Source organism: Leptolyngbya sp. FACHB-1624 (assembly GCF_047649235.1).
GTDB lineage: Bacteria > Cyanobacteriota > Cyanobacteriia > Leptolyngbyales > Leptolyngbyaceae > Leptolyngbya > Leptolyngbya boryana.
The window spans coordinates 541123-563686 of sequence record NZ_CP180258.1 but is presented as its reverse complement, the minus strand read 5'-3'; the positions used below and the strand labels follow the sequence as shown (position 1 = coordinate 563686).

Sequence of the window (22564 nt, the reverse complement as noted above, 5' to 3'; positions counted from 1 at the left end):
AAGATTCTCCTAAATGTGTACATGAATAGATAAAACAGAGAAATGTGCAATTGATTAGCCAACTGCTGCTGCTGCTCGATCGAAGTAGGTGGCAACTTCCGCTAGAAGACTGCTGCAATCTCCTTGCGTAACACCATTGGGATCACCTGCGATCGCCAGCGATGCTTCTTTCAGCTTTTGAATTCCAGCCGCAACCGATGCACCCGGAACGCCTAAAGCCAAATAAGTTTCTCGCAAGCCGTTCAATGCTCGGTCTTCCAAAATGCTGACATCACCCGTGAAAATTGAATAAGTGACATAGCGCAAGATGATTTCCAAGTCGCGCAAGCAAGCAGCAGCCCGACGGTTCGTGTAAGCATTTCCCCCTGGAGCAATCAGTTGAGGTTGTTCTTCAAACAGACTGCGAGCAGCATTTGCAACGATCGCAGATGCACTACCGGAAATTCGGTTGACGACATCAATGCGCTTATTGCCATCCCGCACCAAACCGAGCAAAGCATCAAGCTGACCCGGATTCAGATAGTCACCGCGAGCATCTGCCTGAGAAATCACTTTTGTAAACGCATCTTGTACCATTATTGCCTTCTCCTAATTGCAACGTTGACGAAAATTTGAGTCTAAAACTCAAGTCATAGAAGGGAATACTATATTTCCTAAAATCCTGAAAAACATCAAGTGGAAATTAGCCTGTTATTTCTAATTCTTCTATTAGAAATAACGAGAACAGTTCGGAAGAATTTCAAACTGCATTTATCCCCTACAAATTAGTTTTTACAACGGTGTTATGCCTATTTTTGTTAAAAAATATTGAGCAAATAAGTCAGTTAAACCTCATAAAAAAGAGGAGTATTTTTAGAACTGATTAAATCCTTATTCAATTATTAATAATAAAAAGCAGTTAAGTTATCACGTATACAAACCACAAGGTTAATTCAGCAGATTGCTCGCCAAGTCGGCGTTTTATCCCCAAAAAGCACTTTTCAAAACTTAAAGATTTGCTCTCAGAATCCTCTAGCTTTTTCGATTAGTTCATCAATTAAAATTATTAATAATTGAGTTTCGCTTATTAAAATTGATAGAAGCATTGTAGAAGCAATTTACTCAATAACACAAGAAAATAGAAGCAAACTACCTGTTGAAGCTTGCTTCTATTTTTACAACTGTACTTAATTTGTTGAATTATAAAGCCCAAAAGTAGGAAAGTCATTAAAAATCAAAAACCACTCATATTTTCGCCGAAACGCCTTAGTTTTTTAGGCGAAAATTATTATGCAGTTTCTATTCTTGATGACAGTACTTCTCGTCTTTTTACATCCAAAATAATTCGATGAGCGAAGCAATCCTAAGCGGATGTTTTACTGCGCTCACGTTATCTTTTCGTCCCGAATTCCATTTTGGGGCGGGTGAATGCTTGTGACTCAACCTCATTCAACGATCGATTCCCATCTTTGGGACAAATTGACATTAAGCTATGACAGGTTCTTGCGGTGTATAAGAAGATGAATCTCCCTTCAGGGCTTGACTATGCTTACCATCAACACTGAGCGGAAGATCTCCTGAGATAGTAACTCGCTGCATCCGGCGAGACTGATTGCCATAGTCTGCGATCGCATAGTGCTGAGTCGCTCGGTTGTCCCAAAATGCGACATCTCCTGCTTGCCAGCGCCAGCGGACTGTATTCTCTAAGCGAGTGACATAAGACTGTAGCAATCGAATCAGATCATTGGACTCTGTTTGAGATAGCCCTTGCAAACGCCGCACAAATCCACCAATAAAAAGTCCCCGCTCTCCTGACTCAGGATGCACTCTGACAACCGGGTGAACTGTTTCGTAGACCGTTGAAGTAAACACTTCCCGGTAAGCTCTAAATTCTTCCGATAAATCTAGAGCAGGAGCCGCATAGTCATAAGCATTACTATGAACCGCCCAAAGTTGATCGGCTAGATTTCTAAGAGATTCAGGCAGATCTTGATAAGCAGTGACCGAATTTGCCCAAACAGTATCACCACCAACTGGAGGAATGGTTACTGCTCTGAGAACTGATCCGAGCGGTGGGCGATCAACAAACGTCACATCAGTGTGCCAATGATTTGCGCGAGCCACCGTGCGATCGTAGTCCAAATCTAAAACTTCTGGCTGTCCTTCAAGCGATGGCACTGTGGGATGAGCCGTTGTGACCTCACCAAACCGACGCGCAAATGCAACCTGTCCATCAGCATCTAAGTTCTGGTTGCGAAAGAAAATGACTTTATAGTGTACGAGTGCTTTGCGAATCTCACCAATCGTTTCATTCGTAAGAGCGTCACGCAAATCAATTTCGCCGATTTCAGCCCCAATCCGTCCAGCGATCGGTTGAACTTTTAGACTTGTCGTTGTTGTCATTGCTTAAAAGTCTCCAGAGTCTTGTACTTCGCTTTGCATCGAGTTGAGCGAATTGTTAGACGAACTAACTGAGCAATTTTCCGTTATATCTACCGATTTAGTCAAGAATAAGTCGTAAAGAAATTCTAGATTCTCGTCATACTGCACACAGGCAGATTGACCAAAAATGTCAAGTCAGATCGATACAAAATATGGCTGAAAGCTCGATTCAATTGGCTGCAATCGCTCAACAGAGATCTTGATTTTGCAAGGCGGATGTGACATTATCGGTCAAGTTAAATCTACAATATCTCTACCAATTTTACGTAGATTTAACTTGACGGATTTTCATCATTTGTCCAACAACAGTCTGACCACACCAAAGTTTACCGTTAGTTTTTGCATTGTAACCAGCTATGCTCAATCGAATTTTCATTGTTTTACGATCTGTTGTGGGTCGATCCTTTAGTCTTAGGGATAGCACGTTAGCTATCCCGGTTTGGCTGCGCTTTGCTTTACTGGGGTTTGGTTTGAGTATTGCGATCGCAGCTTGCTCTCCCACAACGCCGACTGCCTCGAACAGTCCAAACGCCTCTCCCGTTGCAGCAAAAGCGCCGACAAGTAATGTAGTGCGCTTTGGAATTCAGAAGGCAACGATCTTGCTCAAAACAAAAGGAGATATTGATAAGCGCCTAGCTTCAGAAGGCGTGAAAGTAGAATGGACAGAATTTCCCGCAGGCCCGCCAATGCTTGAAGCGCTCAATGCAGGTGCGATCGATATTGGTCCAGTCGGAGAATCACCCCCTATTTTTGCTCAAGCCGCAGGAGCCGCATTAACTTACGCAGCCGCGATTGCTCCGAATCCAAAAGGTAATGGTGTACTTGTCCTTAAAGATTCACCAATTCAGAGTGTTGCCGATCTCAAAGGTAAAAAAGTAGTGTTTGCTAAAGGATCAAGTGCAAATTTCTTGATTGTGCAACTACTAGAAAAGGCAGGATTAAAATTTAGCGATATCGAGCCTATCTACTTAACCCCAGCAGATGCTCGCGCAGCATTCGTCAAAGGAGATGCAGATGCCTGGGTAATTTGGGATCCTTTTTTCGCAGCAGCTGAAGTAGGAACAAATTCTCGCGTGCTCGCAGATGGGACAGATGTCAATAAGTTAGGCGGCTACTATATTGCATCACGTAAGTTTGCCGCCGAGCAACCTAAAATCTTGAAAGCAATTTTAGAGGAAGTTCGGAATCTAGAAAATTGGTCTGACAAGAATCGTGATGAAGTTGCAACTGTGCTCACTGATGCACTGAAGCTAGATGCAGAAGCTGTCAAGAAAGCAACACAGCGCAGAGTGTTTGGACTCACTGCAGTAACCAACGATATCATTGCTGAGCAACAGAGAGTTGCAGATACCTACTACCAACTCAAGCTGATTCCGAAACCAGTCAAAGTTCAAGACGCGATTCTGCCACCTGATCAAGTCGCTGCTTTTACTTTGAATTAAGCCTATCAATTGAACTGAAGTTCAGTGATGTATCACCGCGATGTTCAACTTGAATGTTTCGGTGAGTTGAAATCAGATCTATTCAACGATAGTCACATTGGCGGTAGACCAGTCATCAGCCCTGCTCTGCGACAAGCGATCGCAGATGAGTTTCGATTGTAGTTGTCACGACAATTATCGATCGACTGGAATAGCAGGGCTGATGACTGTCGCGACATACCAAGTTGCTATATACCAAGTTGCTATTACCTGATTTGAACTATCAGACAATCTTCATTCCGCCGAATTCGATCTCATCCTCAATGTTTTAATCGGTAGAACTGAAGATTGCCAGATGCTCACTCTAATCGAGCTAAATACCTCTACGACACCTTCGTCAAATTCGTCAAACTCTTCGCTGGAATCGTATTGACTCTGGAATAAGCGACCTTGCGAGGAGCTAAAATCACTCCATCTCCCATAATCGACTCTGCCAACGACCGACGATATAAATCACTCAACTGTGCCGAAACCCCAGTCCAGCTAAAATTCTGCTGCACCCGTTCCGAAGCCCGTTTGCGTAATTTTCTCGCCCACAGTTCATCATCCAAAATCCGACCGATCGCTTCCGCAAATGCCGCCGTATCTTGAGGCGGAACGAGCAAGCCCGTCTCACCCGGAACCACCGTAAACTTCAACCCACCGACATCCGAAGCCACGACAGGAGTCCCGCACGCCATCGCCTCGATCGCGACCAATCCAAACGGCTCATAATGGCTCGGAATCGCACACACATCCGCCGCCGTGTAATAAAGCGGCAAGCGATCGTGACCCACACGTCCCGCAAAAATCACATTTTCAGCAATTCCCAAGTCAGCCACGAGTTGTTCAATCCGTTGGCGTTCGTCTCCATCCAGCTTATCTGCTGCGCTTCCTCCAACAATAACCAGCTTTAAATTCGACGGATCAGCCGAACTATGATGAATCAAGGCAAACGCTCTAACTAAGGTTTCAATTCCCTTCCTCGGATCAAATCGTCCGACATACAGCACCACTTCATCAGTCGGCTTTAATCCCAATTCCTTGCGAGCATCCAACTTCGGAATCACATGAAATCGCTTTAAGTCCGTCCCACAAGGAATGACTTCAATCCGCCCTGCATCAGACACGAGCGATCGCAGCATCATTTCTTCTTGCGGACTCGTCGCAACGATACACCGAGCCTGTTCTAAAATTTGTTTTTCAACTGCTAAGCGGGTTTCCGCGATCGTCGGGCGATTCGGAACCGACTGATATTTCACTGCACCTAACGAATGATAGGTGTGAATAAGCTCAACATTATGTGTTTTTTGAACTTCTAACCCCACCCAAGCCGACATCCAATAATTCGTATGAATCAACGGATAATTCTGCTTGGCTTGGTACTTGAGAAATGACTCGACAAACTCCGGCATAAACTCAAACAATTGATCGCGCGGTACAAACTCTTCTGCACCCGCTTTCAATCGAATGGTTCGACAATGCGGATTATGTTGCACGATCGTTGCATCATCCGGACTTGCCTTGCGAGTAAACATGTCCACCTGCCAACCCAAGCGAGACAGAGCCTCTCCTACTTGGCGAACATAGACATTCTGACCACCTGCCTCTTCCCGACCAATCTCAGCCGCCGGATCACCATGTTCCGAAATTAACGCGATCGACTGTCTTGGAGCCTTCTGGATCGAAGACTTTAAATTTTTCTCAGGACTGATAACCATAAATTCCACCTCAACAAATCTAAACAGCACAAGCGAGGAGAGTGAGAAGGTAAGAAGTGAGGAGATGGGAAGAAACACTTTTCTCTAGCCCCCTACTTCCTCGTCCCTACCTTAAAACCCCTTCCCTTTCAGATTCGCAATTTTGCTACTTGAACTTGCTCAACACTTTGCCATTAACCTGAAACAGCCGCTCTCCTAGCAACTGGCGGTACACCGCTTCGTATCCATCCGTCATCCGCTGGACGCTGAAATTCTCAATCACATGCTGACGACACACCGCTCGATCGATCTCTGCTACCCGATCCAAAGCCGCAACACACTCATCCACTGTCTCACACAAAAATCCCGTCTTTCCATCTCGAATCACTTCTGGAGCCGAACCCAATCGCATTGCGATCACTGGAGTTCCAGCCGCCATCGACTCGACCATCACTAACCCAAACGGCTCTCTCCAAGTGATCGGGAAGAGCGTCGCCACGGCCTCACCCATGAGCGTATTCTTCTGAACGTGATTCGCCTCACCCAGATATTGAATCTGTTCACCATCAATCTGCGGTAAAAGCACCTCTTCGTAAAACTCTTGATCGACGATATCGACCTTTCCAGCCATCTTCAACCGCATTCCGGTGCGCTTCGCAATCTCGATCGCGTGATGCGGACCCTTTTCTGGCGACAACCGACCAAGAAACGCTAAGTAAGGCGGATCACTCGGTTCTGCGTAAAACTTGTAACTATCGACATCAATCCCATTATAAACCGTTGCGACACAGTTCATATTTAGGCTGGGTTCGCGCTGAGCATCTGAGATACTCACGTAAGGCTGAGATCGAGCATACGCATATGCCTTTGATGTATCCGAAGTAAATGTGCCATGTAGCGTATGAACCGTCGGCGTTTTCACTAATTGTGCGTAGGGTAAAGCTGGGCAACCCATGTGAGAATGAATAACATCAAACTCGTGGGCACGTTGATAAACGTTGCCGAGCTGCATCGTTTCATAGATTTGGTACTCCTTCACCGTCGGATCATTCCGAATTGCGCGAGGATGCACCGATTCTAATTGCGCCAAGGTAATCGAGTCCCCCGTCGCGAATAATGTGACTTCATGACCTCGACGTACTAGCTCATCCGTCAACAGGCTCACGACTAATTCAATGCCACCGTACGCTGGGGGAGGAACACGCTCCCACAACGGGGTAACTTGAGCAATCCGCATACAAAACCTCCTACAAGGTCAAACAATTTGGTCGCCTCACACCTTTAGCAGAGACTCTCTTTTCTTGCTTCCTAGGAGAGCTAAGTCAGATTTAATGTAAATTTTGCAATTTGCCAAGACGGGCATTTCGACTTGACAGCGTGAGAAATACCACCTTGCTCACGAAAATACTACGTGAATACTACGAGATGCGCTCAGCATTTTTACTTACTGAAACTCGCATTCCTGCAGCTCTCGAACTGCCATTTCCGTCTAATTCCTAGTCTATTCCTGATCCATCTCTATATGACGCTACAGCAGGGTTATAGTCGCCTCCGTAATCGCTTGCTACCTCGGTGTTCGGATATCGCGAAATCCTGCCCTTCACAAACGCAATGCAAACTCGTTAAAAATGAGCCTGCCTGTAACTTTTCCTACCAAAAATTAAAATATGTAAAGTTTTGTAGGGAAGTATCTATTCGGAGAAATCTACATGAAATCTATAGATTTAGACCTAGATTTGTAGGTTATCGCAAAAAAGGCTCTACCGATCGACAGATTTCGGCTTTTTTTGGGACAAGTCTAAAACTTCATAAAAATAGCGGAACCTAAAGTTCCGCCTTGAAGGTTTAGAAGCAAATTTGTCCTAACTGTTCCCAGAATGATTAGCAGAAATTAAAACTTCTCCTTTTAACATCCGCTGCGCCGCATCCAGCAGTGCTTCTTCCAGGTAAGGCTTTGTAAAATAGCCACTTGCGCCCAGAGATGCTGCCATTTGGCGATGTCGGTCTGCACCACGCGAGGTGAGCATTGCGATTGGCAAATTCGCCAAGTTCGGATCTTTTTGAATCCGAGACAGCAACTCTAATCCGTCCATTCGCGGCATTTCGATATCGCAGAATACAATATCGCACGGCAACCCTGATCTGAGTTTTTCCCACGCTTCCTGACCGTCGCGGGCTTGTTCCACCCGATATCCGACTTTATTAAATGTCATCGACAATAACTCACGTACCGTAATCGAGTCATCGACAATCAGCACCATCGGCTCAGTCTTCGCAACTGTCTCAACAACAGGCTGACCCGCTCCCTGCTCCCACATGGAGCCAGCATCGCGACGAATTCGACCTACAGATAAGTCAATCAGTTCCAAGACATCCGCAATCGGCATAATCCGCCCATCCCCAAGCACAGTCGCACCTGCAACTCCAATTGGTTTGGGTACAGGACCTTCAAGTTGCTTGATTACAATTTCTTGCTCACCCAACACCTGATCGACTTGCAGCGCCAAATAATTTCCGGCACTTCTCAAAATGACAATCGAAACCATATCGTCTTCCTGATTTCCGCCGTATACATTACCACGGCTAAGATGACGGTTATATCCCAGCAAATCTTTCAAGGGTCTTACCGGCAGCAATGTATCACGCCAGCTGATACAGGGATTCCCTTCTGCGTCCGTTTGAAGCCGCTCTTTCGGGAGATCGAGCATATCTTCGACCCCATCCATTGGGAATGCAATCCGAGCGCGATCGCTAATACAACAGAGCGCTTTAGAAATACTCAACGTTAGCGGTAAGCGAATCGTAAAGGTCGTGCCTTTGCCTTGCCCCGAATCTGTACTGATCGCACCCCGAATCTCACTGAGACTGGTACGAACCACGTCCATGCCAACACCGCGACCTGAGAAGTCATCCGCTTGATCTTTCGTACTAAATCCTGGATGGAACAGCAGATCATAAATGTCCAAACGAGACGCATTCTTCGCTTCTGCGGGCGTGATCAAACCTTTCTCGATCGCTTTCGATCTGACCCGTTCCACGTCTACCCCTGCTCCGTCATCAGACACAGAAATCACCGTCTGATTTCCTTGGTGGAATGCCCGAATCGTAATCCGGCCTGTCGGCGACTTTCCTGCTGCACGACGAACTTCAGGATCTTCGATACCGTGGGTGATTGCGTTGTTCACCAAATGAGTCATTGGGTCATATAAATGCTCCAGAATCATTTTGTCAATCAAGGTATCGCGCCCTTCAATTACAAGCTCAGCTTGCTTTCCACACTTCATCGCGATATCTCGAACCGCACGAGGCAACCGATCCGCCGTTTGAGCAAACGGAACCATTCGCGATCGTGTTAATCCTTCTTGTAACTGGGTCGTCACCTGCCGGAACATTCGAGTCACTTGATCTGCTTCATCGACAATAAACTCGATGTCAGAAGAAGACTCTCGAACTCTCACGATTAACTCAATCATCTCTTGCGAGAGCGAGTGAAATCCGGTGAAACGATCCATTTCTAATGGGTCATACTCAACCCCTGTCGAATGTCCATTGCCGCCATTGCGTTCTGAACCACCAAAGGGAACGCGATGATTTTGACGACTTGCAAGCAGTGAACTCTCAAGCAGCGATCGCTCATACAAGTCCTGCATCCGTTGACCAACATCACTTAATTGCTGCACCTGGTACAACAAATTATCCAGCGATTGCCGCAAACGTTCTTGGTCTTGCTCCAAGCTGTTTCGATTAACAACGAGTTCCCCAACCAAATTGCTCAGGTTATCGAGATGCTTGATCGGAACCCGCATCGTTTGCTCACTAAAGCCTTTTGCAGCACGAGGAGAACGCCGCCCTGGAGTTACTGCTGCCCGATTCGCTGGAGAACCGCCCATCGTTTGGTCAGCTTCTTCAAGCATTTTCTCCAAGTCGCCGAATTCTGCATCATCTGCATGACTTGCAACAACGCTAGTTTGCGGAGAGGTCACTTCTGGTGCATCTGCGAGTAGAGATTCGAGATCATCAAAATTCTCTCCTGCTGCAGCTTCGTTCGATAAAGGCTCATCTAAGAGCGAGTCAAGATCATCAAGCTCATTCGATGTTTCACCTAACAACGCATCCAGCTCATCATCTGAGTCTAACAGACTATCAAGTTCATCTAATTCGTCTTGTGATGCTGGCGTTTCGGGCTGAGAGTTCATCGCAGCCATGCCAACCCCTAACCCTGTTGCGATCGCGGCGGTTCCAATTCCAACTCCCAACAGCGAATTTAAGTCAGCATCTGCATCGCTCTCTGTTTCGTTCAACAATGCATCTAGATCATCAGGCTCAATTCCATCTCCAGACTCAAAATCGCCCAACTCCAGATTATCTGTCAGACTTGGCTGAATTTCCTCTGCTGCTTGACCCTGTACCTCTGCCCCGAATAAATCCAAACTGAGGTCGGCAAAATCATCTTGAGGCTCAGTCACTAAAGCTTCACTAAATCCCAAGTCAAAGTCCGAAATATTTTCTAACTCGACTGCCGGAGATTCATCAGCGAATGCCTCTAAATCTTCACTAAATCCCAAGTCAAAATCTGAAGTGCTCTCTAATTCGACTGCTGAAGATTCGTCAGCTAATTCAGAGAAGTCAGAACCAATCAGTGTATCCAAATCAAACAGATTTTCATCAGCGGATGCAGAAGGTTCTTCAGCACCAGTTTCAAATGAAAAGTCAAGTAAATCTGCAACTGCATCGTCTGCATCTGAAATGGAACCGTTGTGTAACTCTGATTCAGACTCTTCTGATTCAGACTCTAGAGATAAATCATCTGTTGCAAAGTCAAGCAGTTCCACCTCATCTCTTGCCGCTACGCCGTTGAGATTTTCTAGCTCAGCATCGAAGTCAAGCAGATCAGAAAGAGGATCTGCTGATGTTCCTGGGGCTTCATCGGCAAGTCCTAATTCTTCATCAAAATCTGGCTCTGTGCTTGAGAAATTTAACAAATCGGCAAGAGCATCCTCTGCATCGATCGACGATGAACTCTCAAGATTAAGTTCCGCTTCTAGCTCAGCCTCATCTGAAGAGAAATCCAAGAGATCTGCAAGTACATCGTTGGATGCAGAAAAGTTGTTCGTTGCTTCAAAGAGATTATCTTCTTCAATGCCAAGCTGATCCAATCCATCAAGATTCAGATCGCCCTCATGCTCAAAACCTAACTCATCCAATTTAGAAACAGCTGAACCGTTTTGGTTGAAGTCTGATTCACTGAGCAATTCACCCAACTGAAAGTCTTCAGACAGAGATGACTGTGATTCGAGTGCCAAATCTTTGATCGAGTCTCCCTCTGCTGATTCTTCAGAAAAGAGAGAATTAAGAACAGCGTCTTCCGAAGCATCTAGTCCCAATTCTAAATCTTCTAATCCCGCGTCTTCCGAAGCATCTAGTCCCAATTCTAAATCTTCTAATCCCGCATCTTCAAAGCCATCAAGCCCGAAATCTGAGTCATCAAGAAGCTGTGAAGCAGCGGCTTGACCATTGAGAGTTTCTGAGTCATCTAGTCCCAAATTCAGATCTTCAAGTTCTAAATCTTCAAGCCCACCTAGTTCCAACTCGTTCTCATCGAAAAGCTGCTCTGCATCAGCTTGACCATTGAGAATTTCTGTTTCAACCAGAAAATCGTCGGAATTTATCTCTAGATCCAAACTATCCCACGTATTAGGTGATAGCACTGCTGCTGAACCTACTTCCAGAGATTCAGCAGGTGTATTCGTTGAGACATCTTCTTCAGCAGGTTCAATCTCAAATTCGTTAAGATTCAGTCCATCAGACGGATTTTCTTCAAAGATATTTTCTAAATCAGCAGAATCGAATGTAAGCGCTTCTTCTACAGCAGATTCGCCTGCAGCAGCCAATCCTAAATCGTTATCATCTAGTCCTGCAAATAGCTCACCTAGGTTGTCTAAAGAGCCTTCAGCTTCTTCAAACCCACTCACAGGTAAATTACTCTCTGCTACTAAATCCAAACTGTCTAGCTCATCCAAACCTAGATTATCGATGGCTTGATCTTCGATCGGCGTAGGAGGCACTCCAAATTCAGTAATATCGTCAGAAAAATCAGGCAATTCAAACTCATCAGCCGCCTCAGATGATAGAGCACTTCCTAAATCTGACGCTTCTCCACTCAACAGTTCTGCTAAATCATCTGAACCGAACTCTTCAGATGCTTCAGAGAACATACTGCCAAAACTATGACTTTCCGAATGATTCGCCTCAAAAGAAGTTACTTCTAGATCAATGACTTCTTCCTGCTGCCAAGTTGCTCCCAGATCCGGCGTTTCACCTTCAAATAGGTCAGCAAGACTATTGAGTTCGTCCATTCCCATATCAGCGCCATTGCCATCGAAAGAAAGAACTTCTTCAGATGGGAGATCATCTAACGCTGATAAATCCAATATGCCATCTAACTTCAGATCATCCGAGGCACTTACACTATCAGATACTGCTAGATCGAACATTTCATCCAGATTCGATGCGCTCAAGTCATCTGTTTCCGCATCTGATGCAGCAAACATATCATCCAAGCTCAGATCATCCGCAGCATCCGTAGAGGTTGTTGCAAAATCTAAGCCAGAGAAGTCTAGCTCTTCTGAACTCTCTGTGTTGGCGATCGCAAAGAAGTCTGCCAATTCTAGATCTGTTTCAGCCGTTTCAGCCGTAGCCGGAGCCATTGCCTGTAAAGCATGGCTCGGTGCAATCTCTTTTTCTCGTCCTGCTAACACCAGCCCCTGTGCCAACTTGATCTCAGTAATCACAAGTGGTGCCAGGTCTCGGTATGCATTCTGAGAATTACCGATCGCTTGACTGGCTGTTTCAATCAGCTGACTCCAGTTCGCCAATCCAAATGCTTCTCCAAGTCCTTTCAAGCCCGCACAAATTTCCTGTAAGCGAACTCGTGCATCCAGATTTGTCTCTGCTTGCCGGAAGATTTGCAGCATTTCCCGCAATTGCGCTGGAACATCGTTTTGGAAAATCAACAGTAGAGCATTATCTTGCAAAACACTCTCAGCTTGAATCACCGTTCCCTTACTCGAACCTGCCGATGCCTTGCGTTCTAATTGCGCTAGATGTGATTCAACTTCCGAAAAGACAGGTTCCAACGTGACCAGCGCTGCTTGTGCCTCATCCTCATCCAACCCAGTCGGCATTTGCAGTTGTTCTAAATGCTCTTTTAGCGTATCAAACACCTTTAACAAGAGCGTCTCTAGCTTTTGATCAGACTGAATTGTGGGCGTTTCCTTTAAGGTTTTGAAGTAATCCTCCAACCGATGGGCGGTCTTCTGAATGCTGTTCAAGCCCAACATCGCCGCACCACCTTTCACCGAGTGTGCCGCTCGGAAGACCTCATTTACCATTTCTGGGTCTGTCATGGTGTCTTGCAGATTCAGCAAACCCTGCTCGATCGTATTGAGATGGTCTTTTGCCTCCTCAATAAAGTAGCCCATGATTCGCTGCTGTTGTTCCGGCTGCATCACACTGTCCTTTCTGTAGATGAGTAATCTCCGTTGAGACTGGTTGAGCCTCTGGGATGAAAATGACCAATGAGAATGAAAAAGTCATCTCAGTTGGGGTGGCGTTCCACCAAGGTGAGAACACTCCGTACAATTGGCTTTACTGTACTGGAAGTTATTCGATCTGGCACAAAAATGATTGTGCAGAATCGTTTTTACTTCCGATCAACAGTTTCTACCCGGAATCGTTCTACCGACGTTAGCAAGTCACGCGCAACCCCTACTAGGTTTTGCAGTGATCCTGACACGCGTTGAGCTTCTTGCGAAGTCTCTTGTGCAGTCAATTCCACGGATTGCATCACTTGAGCGACATTCCGTGAAGTTTCGGTCTGCTCAACCGTATCGGCGGTAATTGATCTCACAAGTGTGTCAATGACGCTCGATACTTGAATAATGTCTTCGAGTGAGCGCTTCGCTTGTTCAGCGAGCCGGGTTCCCTCGATAACTTGTTGAGTTCCTTCTTCCATCGCGGTCATTACTGATCCAGTTTCACCTTGAATCTGTAATACGATTTGTTCAATCTCTTTCGACGCTTTTGCGGCTCGGTCTGCTAACTGTCGAACTTCATCTGCAACGATTGCAAATCCTCGTCCTGCTTCTCCTGCTCTTGCTGCCTCAATACTGGCGTTCAATGCAAGAAGATTGGTTCGAGACGCAATCTGCGAAATTAAGGCAACAATCTTAGAAATCTCTTGCGAAGATTCCGCGAGTCGTTTAACTTTACGCGTCGTTTCTGCCACTGTTTCTCGAATTTCGAGAATACCAGCCACAGTACGTTCTACCGCTTCACCGCCCTTCAAGGCAGTCGAAGACGCAGTTCTTGCGACTTCTTCGGCTTCACGAGCGCTCTCTGCTACACGCTGAATTGAGTTGGTCATCACCTGTACAGAGTTCAGGGTTACCGCGAGTTCTTCAGCTTGACGCAATGCGTCAGAAGACAAACTGCGAGCGAACATCTCATTTTCCGTGGAACCCTTACTGACCTGACGTGCAGCTTGTTTTACCTGTTGAACGATTTCACGCAGGTTCTGAATGGTTAAGTTGAATGAGTCAGCAACCGCTCCAAGGACGTCAGCAGTAACCTCTGCTTGTACCGTCAAATCACCGCGAGCCGCACCTTCTACATCATCGAGTAAGCGAATCACCTGGCGCTGTAAATCTTCTTTCGCTTGCTCTTGTTCTTCTGCCTTACGTTGCGCCTCGCTGGTCGTAGTCAGAATCACACGAGTCATTTGGTTAAAGTTGGTCGAGAGTTGACCAAGCTCATCTTCTGCAAAAACAGTAGCCCGTGCTTGAAGATTGCCCTGACAGACCGAATCAAATTGGGCTTTGAGGTCATCGGTCGATCGCTTCATATGCCGAGCAGTCATTTGACCGACCGCAAATGCTGCACCACCACCGCAAACACCACTCGCCAGAGCCATCACAATCCCAGTTGTGCGCAGCTGAGAAACAACAGCTCCATTATTGTTTTGAGCCGCCTGATTGGAAGCGACAAAGCTAACCACTGCAACCGCTACTGCTGAGACAATCCCAGCAGCTCCAGCAGCAATCAACTGCTTAGTTGCGAATGAAGCATTCTCAAGTGGAGCTAACCAACCTTGTTCAACAGTCGGAGTCGGTTCTGAACTTGGAACATCTAATTGAGTCGTAAAACTTGGGACCTGTTCAGTTGTGCTGGACATGCTGAAAAGTTCATCATCCTGGAAGGCTGAACCATCTCTATTAGAAGGTGCAAAATCCGAACCTTGCCCAAAATCAACTTCAGCGCTGTCCGAAGCAGCGGACATATTTGAATTGAATCCAAACGCACTTCCAATCGAAGGACTGGTAAATCCGGCTGAATCCTCAGATAGATCAAAATCTGAAAGATTTCCCAGATCATCAAAGTCTTCAAAATCGTCTAGGAAATCAACATTGCTTTGATTGCCTGGCGTTGAGACCGGATGATTTCGACTGCCGTTTTGCGGCTCATCGTAGATCGGCGCAAATTTGTTCTGCTCAGTTGGCATCTCGAATGCAGCTGCAGCTTGCTCATCATAGAAGCCCGGAGCCGCCATAAACAAGGTTTCTTCACTGGTATCCCGACTTGTAACGCGACTGATTGGAACAGCCATGTCTCCCTGGGACATGCCTGGATCAGTTGAAACTGTAGACATGCTGCCGTGCGAAGGCTCATCATCTGAGGCAAAGACTTGATCAAAATCATCCAGTGCATTCGAGAAGTCTTGGCTCACTACGGATTCGTCCTGCATTGAGAACGGCGCATCCGATGAAGCTGAAACTGCAAACGGATCATCTAACCCGATCGAAGCTCCAACTTTTGAACCATCACCGTTGTGCTGTGCGCCAAAGGGATTTCCAAAAGACGACGATTCTTCTGTAGTTGCTTTGAAATCGTCATCGAATGCGAAGTCATCCAGTGAATTTGCAGATTCTTGTGATAGATAAGCAGATTCGTCAAATCCTGAATAATCTGTTTCTAGACTGGTATCTGCAAAGCTATCGGCAGAGCTATCTGAAAATTGACCCGCATAAGCCAGACCACTATTCGCGTAATCAACAAATTCTGGATCAGAGGTGAGATCGAGAACAGACTGGTATTGCTCTTGCGCCACATCATACTTTTGTAAGCCATAGCAGTAGATGTGACCCCGTAAGAGTCGAGCACTAGGATCTTGAGGATAATTATCAACTAAGCGATCGACGATGCCAGCCGCTTCTTCATACTTGCCCTGCATATAGGCGCGCTCTGCCTGCTGATATTCTTGAGCGAATTCATTTCCTCGTGCCATATGCCTCCTCCTGCAAGTACGTGCTGCTCTGAAAACGGGATTTGAAAATAGGAGCAGTTAGGGTAAAGTGAGAATAATACATGCTGCGACCTAGTATGGCGAAATGTACCGAAAAAAATTTCAAGTTTTCGCCTCCCCCCTCAGCAAATAAATCTTTACCGTTCAGGGAACTTTCCTTTGCAAAATAGTTCCCCTGTTCCTTTACAGAATCTACAAATTGATCTGAATAATGTGAAGAATCAATTAGGCATTGTTTCATGCTGCCCACCTCGCTGATCGCAAAATCGCCACCTGATCGAGCAGGCGCAAACATTGGCTCCCATCTTGACCGAGTACCCACTCTCCGCGCAAGAAGGGTGCAACACTATCGGGAGCCGCCGTCGTCGCTTGGACATTCTCGATATCGAGCCATTCCATTCCTAGAATCCGATCAACCGCTAGCCCTAACATAATGTCTTGATCTTCAATCGCAATCACCGAAATCTCTGGGCGATCGGTGTTGAGGGAAGCCGCATCGCCCAAGAATTGACCCAAATCTGCCACCCAAACGACACGCCCTCGAACATTGAGTGTGCCAAGCAGAAGCGGCGAAACGTTCGGAACAGGCGTAATCCGGTCTGGGGATGGAGAAAGGACTTCTCGAATTCCAGTGGCAGGTAACGCAAACTCAGCTCCAGAGGGTGTGTAAAATCGCAAATGCAACTCACCTTCGGGGCTTTCTAACTCCTGAAATTCGGGCGCTTGATCCTGCCCTCTTCCTGTTAAGAAATCTGGACTTCCCACCATTACGACTGTTCCTAACCGCGCAACAATTGTTTGACTGTACCGACGAGTTCAGTGGGCTGAAAGGGCTTAGCAATATAGGCATCCGCCCCCTGCTTCATGCCCCAATAGCGATCGAACTCTTCTCCTTTGGACGAACACATCACGACTGGCACTTTCTGAGTTTTGGGATCGGCTTTGAGCCGACGGCAAACCTCATAGCCATTCATTCGAGGCATGACAATATCCAAAACCACAAGATCAGGACAATGCCCTTGAATGTGTTCCAAGGCTTCAACGCCATCGGTCGCGATCGTCACCTCAATGCCACTTCCCTTAAGCAGATCAGTGATCATCTCTCTTTGGGTGACACTATCTTCCACGACTAAAACTGTACTCATAACCCCCTACCTGTGAGCTTGGCTAAACCGATGACGGGAGAAACTCGCCCCTGTTGACCTTGAATCATTACTAACAAAGTACCCGCAAATACTGAATTAATCTGATACCATTCAAAAATCAAGTATTTTTACGAGGCATTTAAATTTAATTCCGCCTCTAACGCATCTAAAACTTGCTGTGTGGTTGTCAGGATTTCAGGATGTCCAACCCCAACATATTTTTCTAATAACATCAAAATCTCATGCTCTCCAAAAGGTTTCGTTAAATAGTCTGTAGCTCCAACCATGCGTGCTCGGACACGATCGATGAATCCATCTTTCCCAGTCAGCATCAAAATTGGAGTCTGCCGAAATGCTGTGGATTGTCGCAACATGGCACAAAGTTCGTAGCCATCGAGTTCTGGCATCGCAATATCGCAGAGGATCAAATCCGGTTTGATTTGAAAGACAAGACTCAGTGCAGTCAGTGGATTCTCGATCGTACTGACATCGTACCCATTGCGATCCAGCATTAATTCTACTGCCTTGCACACAGTTGAACTGTCATCAATACAAAGGACTTTTGGAGCCTTAGCATTGAGTCCCAATTCTAAAGGAGTGCGAGAAGTAGAATGCACCGAAGGATGAACAGCGTTGAGTTGTAGCCAACCGCGCTGAACATACGGATAGATTGCCCTCGCGACAGCAGAAATATCACGGTTTAAATAACGCGCGATCTGCCGAATTGAGGTTTGTCCATCGGTATAGCGATCGAGCAGTTGATAAGTGGCTTTCGGTAAAGCTGCGGATAACTGCTCTCGATCGACAATGATGGGACATTGGTCGGGAGTATGTAAATACGGATGAAGCTGTTTCCACTCTTGGACTTGCTTCAACGCATTTCTCGCCAAGGGTGCAATTTCCATCGTCAATAGCTGCGGAGTCAGTGCGTTTCCTAGCTCAAAAATAAAAGAGCCTTGATGTAAACTCAGCAGATCAAATAATGTCTCACGCACCATGCCTTGAATAATGCTGCGTCCTTGAGCGGGTGTCACGAGATGATTTTCGAGTAACGCCCACAAGCAGCCGTATTCTGGCGTATTGAAAGTCGCGATCGACGAAGCAGGAATTTGGTCGATCGTAGTTTCAGCCCGATACCGATGCAAGTAATCTCTTAAGCGAGACAGATCTGATTCGGTTTCCCCTGCATAGACAATTTGACCATTCAGGAAAAAGACAAACCAAGAGGGGTGATTGCGCGATCGACGATGCACGACACCAGAAGGTGAGTACGCTTCAACGAACAATTCTCCTGTGCGCTGACCCAGTTCGATCAGTTGCAGGATACTCCTAATGTCAATTTCGCTGAGTTGACCTTGCATAGAGTTGTGCTATAGAGACAATTCGGCATTCACGGAGACCTCAGAGTGAGAGCTACGTGAATTGTCCACACATTGTATCTATTAATGCTCAGGTGAACCGGATTTTTCGCAAGGTAAGATTTCGTAGCATGATAGTTTTTTTCAGTGAGTTGGGTAGAACGCAAACAATTCGGGCACATTAAGCGAAGCATTGGGCATCGAATAGGAGAGCTTTTAGTTGTGCTGTATCTAGCAGAAGTGATTCAGAAGAAAGGCGGAATCATGGGCGGTGGCAAGTCTGAACTGAAGTTACTGGCTTGTCAGCGAGGTGAACAGAATTGGAGCACGATTACCGCAGAAGAAGTGATTCCCTCAGAAGAAGCGAATAAATTTAGTCCTGGGTCACTTTTACTGGTTGATTTAACGGGCAACAAGCAGGTACAGCGCGTTCAGGAAGCAGGTCGCCCGATTGCGAACATTTTGCAGACTTTTTCGCGACTGCAAGAAAAAATTCGCACGAAAGAAGAGGAAATTGAGCAATGGAATGAGTCGCTGACTTATCAAAGTCAGGAGTTAACTCGCCGCGAAATGGAAATGGAAGCTCGGCAAGAAGAGTTGCAGCAGTTGGAAATTGAATGCCAACAAATGGAGCAACAACGCCAAGAGTTTCAAGCTGTTCGCGAAGAGGTCATGCGTCAGCAAGAAGAGCTAGAACGCAATCGTCAAGAAATGGCTGGCGCTTGGGAGCAGTTGCAAGGGCAAAGACAACAGCTAGAAGAACGCAAAGAGAAATTACTCGGTGCTTGTGTGTTAGATGAGGCAAAGGCACAAGAACTGTGTCACATGCTCGATCGCTTCACTGAATCCGCAACTCTTCCAGAAACGGTTCGGCAGTGCAATGAACTCGTAGACTATCAGCAAAGTCTGCTCAGCCACCATTGGCAATTGCTAGAAGAACAACGGCAGTTAACCGAGCAAATGCGCCAAGAAGTCGGTCAGAAAGCAGATTACGTTGCTGAGCAGTGGCATATTTGGAACCAAGCACAAGAGTCGCTCGAAAATGCCAAAATTGAGATCAAGTCGCAGCAGTCGGTCTTAAAGAGCCAGCAAGAAATTGCACAATCGCTGACTGCACAGATTCAATATCATTCTGAGTTACATCAACATCTGCAAACCGCGATCGCAGGTGGAGGTGGAGAGGTACAGGTTGATATTCAAGAACTGGAGAATTTGCCGATCGAGGAACTTAAATCAATTGTCCAGAGCTTACAGGGCGAGTTTGACCAGTCTTCTCAATTTGTACATGGGCAAGAAGAAGAACTTCGCTTGAAAGAGAAAGAGATTCAAGAACTTAAAAATAGAATTGCTCAGGCGAGTGAGTTCGATCGCATGAGTCTCGAAAACGAATTGACGGATGAGCAGGATGCTTACGAATTTCTCAATCAGACCTTGGTTGGTCAGCGCCGTAGTTTGAGAGAGAAAGAATTGCAACTGCGTCAGCATAAAGCCGTTCTGATTCGTCGAGGTGGGGCGGAGTCGGATCAAGACAGCGAATTGGATTTGTCAGTCGTATTTGCTCAGATTGAAACTCAACGTCAAAAGCAGTCGGAAGAGTTGCAACAAGTTGAGGCACGGATTCGAGAGATTGAATCTGCGATTCAACAGGCTCAGGATTACGTGAATTCACAATCGGGTGAGCAAGAAGCAAAGCGGAATGAGTTGAAGCAACTTGAGGAAGCATTGCAATCTCAGCGAGTTTCAGCAGCAGAACTGGCAGGACGAGTTGCCCTGTATCAAGAAATGCTGCAACCGATTCAGGATTCGATTACAACAATGCGTCAACATCTGGAAGTGATTGCACAGTCAGGTGGACAGCACTCTGCGATCGAAGACATGAAGCGGGCGATTACAGAATTGACTCGAAAGCCGGAATTTGCGATGGCTTAATCGATGTTTCTTACTTCGATTGGAGGGAGTTAAATCTCCCTCGATTCCAAAACTTAGAGGACTTTAAAGAGTGGTGAGAATTTCGTCACTCTGAGCTTGGAATTCTTTGAATGAGGTTAGTCGAGGGACTTGAGTTGAATCTGATCTGCGTTGACTTCTGCGATCGTTTTTCCGATGAACGGATCGGTTCGCGATCGATTCGGAGCCGTGATCAATCCCACGCATTTCTCGACTTGCTCGAAGTTTGGGTTGAGATTGAGCGATCGCATCAGAAATTGACGAATGACTCTGCGCTGAATCGCGAGAGGAATTTTACGAAGAATGGTGCGATCGAGACTTTGAGAAGTTATGTCGATCGCGGTTTCATAGAATTCTGAAGCGACTGTTTCTAAATATTCCACTTCAGCGGATAAGAGTTCCATCGTTTGGGCGAGATGGGATTCGACTTGAGCATTGAAATTGTGCTTGAGGGAAGGAAGCAACTCTTGGCGAATGCGATTGCGCGCATAGGCTAGATCATTGTTTGTGCTGTCTTGCCAGATGGGAAGGTTGCGATCGTGGCAGAATTCAGCAGTCTGCGATCGCATGATTTCGAGCAAGGGTCGTACCAGTTTGACTGTTGGAGTCAGTTGACGTGTCCAATTGAGTGAGCTTAACCCATCTGCTCCGCTGCCTCGGATTAGATTAAATAAAAGAGTTTCAGCGCGATCGCTGGCAGTGTGCCCGGTGACGATGGTGTGAAATCCTTCGATCGATTGCAGTTGAGCGTATCGCCATTCTCTTGCGGACGCTTCGTTGGGGGGAGGAGAATCGGCAGTTTTGAGATAGAAGGGGAGATTCCAGGATTGAGCGAGAGTCGCAATGTGATCAGCGTTGGCTTGGGAGTCGGCGCGCCAGCGATGATCACAATGAGCAATCGCGAGATGCCAATTCCAACGATCGCGTAAATCGATGAGAAGTTGAGCGAGACAGAGAGAATCCTGACCCCCGGAGAGCGCAATTAGAATCGATTCGTGTTTTGGAAGTAGCGATCGGCTACGAAGAGTGCGATGAATTTTGGCGTGGAGAGGTGTCCAAGAACTCGCCATGGTAGCAAGAAGTCAATTCAAGTGAACCGTAGTCCAATTATGATAGGACGAGAAGTGATGAAGTGATGAAATGCACAATATTGGGAGAGATCAAAACTCAGCCGATATGACTCTACTAGAAGCGATAAAAGCGAAATTTATTCAAACTTTGAAACTCATGTCAAAACACTCTTCAGTAATTAGTTCATCTCCTGAAATTATGGGCGGAACGCCAGTTTTTGTAGGCACTAGAGTTCCTGTGCAGACTCTTTTGGATTACCTAAAAGCAGGAGAATCGATCGATGATTTTCTAGACGGATTTCCAACGGTCAGTAGAGAACAGGTCATTGCCTTACTAGAAGAGGCAGAGAAACAAATTGTCAGGATGGTCGCTTAGCATGAACCTCTTGTTGGACGAGTGTATCGATCGTAGGCTGGCAAGAGAGTTCTCTGACTATGACGTGAAAACTGTTCCGCAAATGGGATGGGCAGGAATCAAAGACGGGCAACTGCTTGAACTTGCAGCATTAGAGTTCGATGTTTTCCTTACGGTCAATCGTAACCTAGCGTTCCAACAAAACCTGCCAGCATTCGATATTGCAGTCATCGTTTTGCAAGCATCTTCTAACCGTTTGGCAGATTTGAAGCCTTTAGCTCCGGCAGTGTTAGCAATTTTGCCGACCGCAATGAAAGGGCAGGCTACGATCGTGAGCGCGTAAAACCCAAACCATATGACATTAATAGTCGTCGTTAGAGTAAATGTCGTCGATGTTGCGCGGACGCAAACGATCGGTGAGCGGTTCTGGCTGGAGCACATCCGGTTGGCGTGCCGAGGAGCGCTCTGGTAATCGTTCTTGCGGTTTCAACGGCGCAAATTCTAGGCGAATTCTGACTCTGCCACGTTGCCAGCCTGTGCCTGAATTGAAGCGCAGTGCTTCACACTCTAAACCATCCTCAAACCAGGCTTCGTTATCTTCTGTCCATTCCCCTTCTCGATCGCTGACCGCTTGCGCCAACTGGTCAAGGAATTCACTCACCTTGAACGTCGGATTGGTCATCAACACGCGACCGCGATCGACGAACAAGACTTCATCATCATTCATTGGGGTAAATCCGTTATCCAT

The 22564-nt window shown here is 46.4% G+C and carries 16 protein-coding genes; 5 read left to right on the top strand and 11 right to left on the bottom strand.

The window, feature by feature from the left end; genetic code table 11:
• Positions 1-54: 54 nt before the first annotated feature.
• Together ACMUEV_RS02575 and ACMUEV_RS02570 are read right to left on the bottom strand one after the other, a co-directional pair.
• A complete protein-coding gene (locus ACMUEV_RS02575; RefSeq protein ID WP_017290859.1) occupies positions 55-576 on the bottom strand; it encodes a phycocyanin subunit beta in 522 nt (173 codons plus the stop codon).
• Positions 577-1464: 888 nt separating this feature from the next.
• Positions 1465-2382 carry a TauD/TfdA dioxygenase family protein gene (locus ACMUEV_RS02570; protein ID WP_017290860.1) on the bottom strand — a complete coding sequence of 306 codons (918 nt, stop codon included), beginning with the start codon at positions 2380-2382 and terminating at the stop codon, positions 1465-1467.
• Positions 2383-2777: 395 nt separating this feature from the next.
• Here ACMUEV_RS02570 and ACMUEV_RS02565 point away from each other — a divergent pair, with 395 nt between their 5' ends.
• Both ACMUEV_RS02565 and ACMUEV_RS02560 read left to right on the top strand, forming a co-directional pair.
• On the top strand, positions 2778-3863 hold the full coding sequence (locus tag ACMUEV_RS02565) for an aliphatic sulfonate ABC transporter substrate-binding protein (RefSeq protein WP_190648428.1): 1086 nt from the start codon (positions 2778-2780) through the stop codon (positions 3861-3863).
• Positions 3864-3890: 27 nt separating this feature from the next.
• Positions 3891-4025 carry a hypothetical protein gene (locus ACMUEV_RS02560; RefSeq protein WP_277880201.1) on the top strand — a complete coding sequence of 45 codons (135 nt, stop codon included), beginning with the start codon at positions 3891-3893 and terminating at the stop codon, positions 4023-4025.
• Positions 4026-4225: 200 nt separating this feature from the next.
• Here ACMUEV_RS02560 and ACMUEV_RS02555 read toward each other — a convergent pair whose 3' ends face one another.
• From ACMUEV_RS02555 to ACMUEV_RS02525, 7 genes are all read right to left on the bottom strand, one after another.
• Positions 4226-5602, bottom strand: coding sequence for a glycosyltransferase family 4 protein (locus tag ACMUEV_RS02555; protein WP_190648431.1), 1377 nt, complete (start codon positions 5600-5602; stop codon positions 4226-4228).
• Positions 5603-5747: 145 nt separating this feature from the next.
• A complete protein-coding gene (locus ACMUEV_RS02550) occupies positions 5748-6818 on the bottom strand; it encodes a glycosyltransferase family 4 protein (RefSeq protein WP_190648434.1) in 1071 nt (356 codons plus the stop codon).
• 625 nt (positions 6819-7443) lie between these two features.
• The gene (locus ACMUEV_RS02545; protein WP_190648436.1) at positions 7444-13089 is read right to left on the bottom strand and encodes a response regulator; all 5646 of its coding nucleotides are present in this window, start codon (positions 13087-13089) and stop codon (positions 7444-7446) included.
• Positions 13090-13283: 194 nt separating this feature from the next.
• On the bottom strand, positions 13284-15923 hold the full coding sequence (locus ACMUEV_RS02540; RefSeq protein ID WP_017290866.1) for a methyl-accepting chemotaxis protein: 2640 nt from the start codon (positions 15921-15923) through the stop codon (positions 13284-13286).
• Positions 15924-16178: 255 nt separating this feature from the next.
• Positions 16179-16709, bottom strand: a complete 531-nt coding sequence (locus ACMUEV_RS02535) for a chemotaxis protein CheW (protein ID WP_017290868.1) — start codon at positions 16707-16709, stop codon at positions 16179-16181.
• Between the two features lie 11 nt (positions 16710-16720).
• Complete coding sequence (locus tag ACMUEV_RS02530; RefSeq protein ID WP_017290869.1) at positions 16721-17086, bottom strand: response regulator transcription factor; 366 nt, start codon at positions 17084-17086, stop codon at positions 16721-16723.
• Between the two features lie 128 nt (positions 17087-17214).
• On the bottom strand, positions 17215-18447 hold the full coding sequence (locus ACMUEV_RS02525) for a response regulator (RefSeq protein WP_190648439.1): 1233 nt from the start codon (positions 18445-18447) through the stop codon (positions 17215-17217).
• A 144-nt stretch (positions 18448-18591) separates the two neighbouring features.
• Between ACMUEV_RS02525 and hmpF the strand changes: the two genes are divergently transcribed.
• Positions 18592-20373 (top strand): pilus motility taxis protein HmpF, encoded by a 1782-nt coding sequence (gene hmpF / locus ACMUEV_RS02520; protein WP_190648442.1) that lies wholly within the window; start codon positions 18592-18594, stop codon positions 20371-20373.
• A gap of 116 nt (positions 20374-20489) precedes the next feature.
• Here the strand turns inward: hmpF and tilS are convergent, their stop codons facing one another.
• Entirely contained in the window at positions 20490-21461 is a 972-nt protein-coding gene (gene tilS / locus ACMUEV_RS02515) for a tRNA lysidine(34) synthetase TilS (protein ID WP_190648446.1), read from the bottom strand.
• A 157-nt stretch (positions 21462-21618) separates the two neighbouring features.
• On the opposite strand from tilS, the gene ACMUEV_RS02510 reads away from it, so the two are divergent.
• The gene (locus ACMUEV_RS02510; protein ID WP_026148973.1) at positions 21619-21837 is read left to right on the top strand and encodes a DUF433 domain-containing protein; all 219 of its coding nucleotides are present in this window, start codon (positions 21619-21621) and stop codon (positions 21835-21837) included.
• A gap of 1 nt (position 21838) precedes the next feature.
• Positions 21839-22159 (top strand): DUF5615 family PIN-like protein, encoded by a 321-nt coding sequence (locus tag ACMUEV_RS02505; RefSeq protein WP_190648449.1) that lies wholly within the window; start codon positions 21839-21841, stop codon positions 22157-22159.
• Positions 22160-22177: 18 nt separating this feature from the next.
• Here the strand turns inward: ACMUEV_RS02505 and ACMUEV_RS02500 are convergent, their stop codons facing one another.
• Positions 22178-22564 carry a KGK domain-containing protein gene (locus tag ACMUEV_RS02500; RefSeq protein ID WP_017290875.1) on the bottom strand — a complete coding sequence of 129 codons (387 nt, stop codon included), beginning with the start codon at positions 22562-22564 and terminating at the stop codon, positions 22178-22180.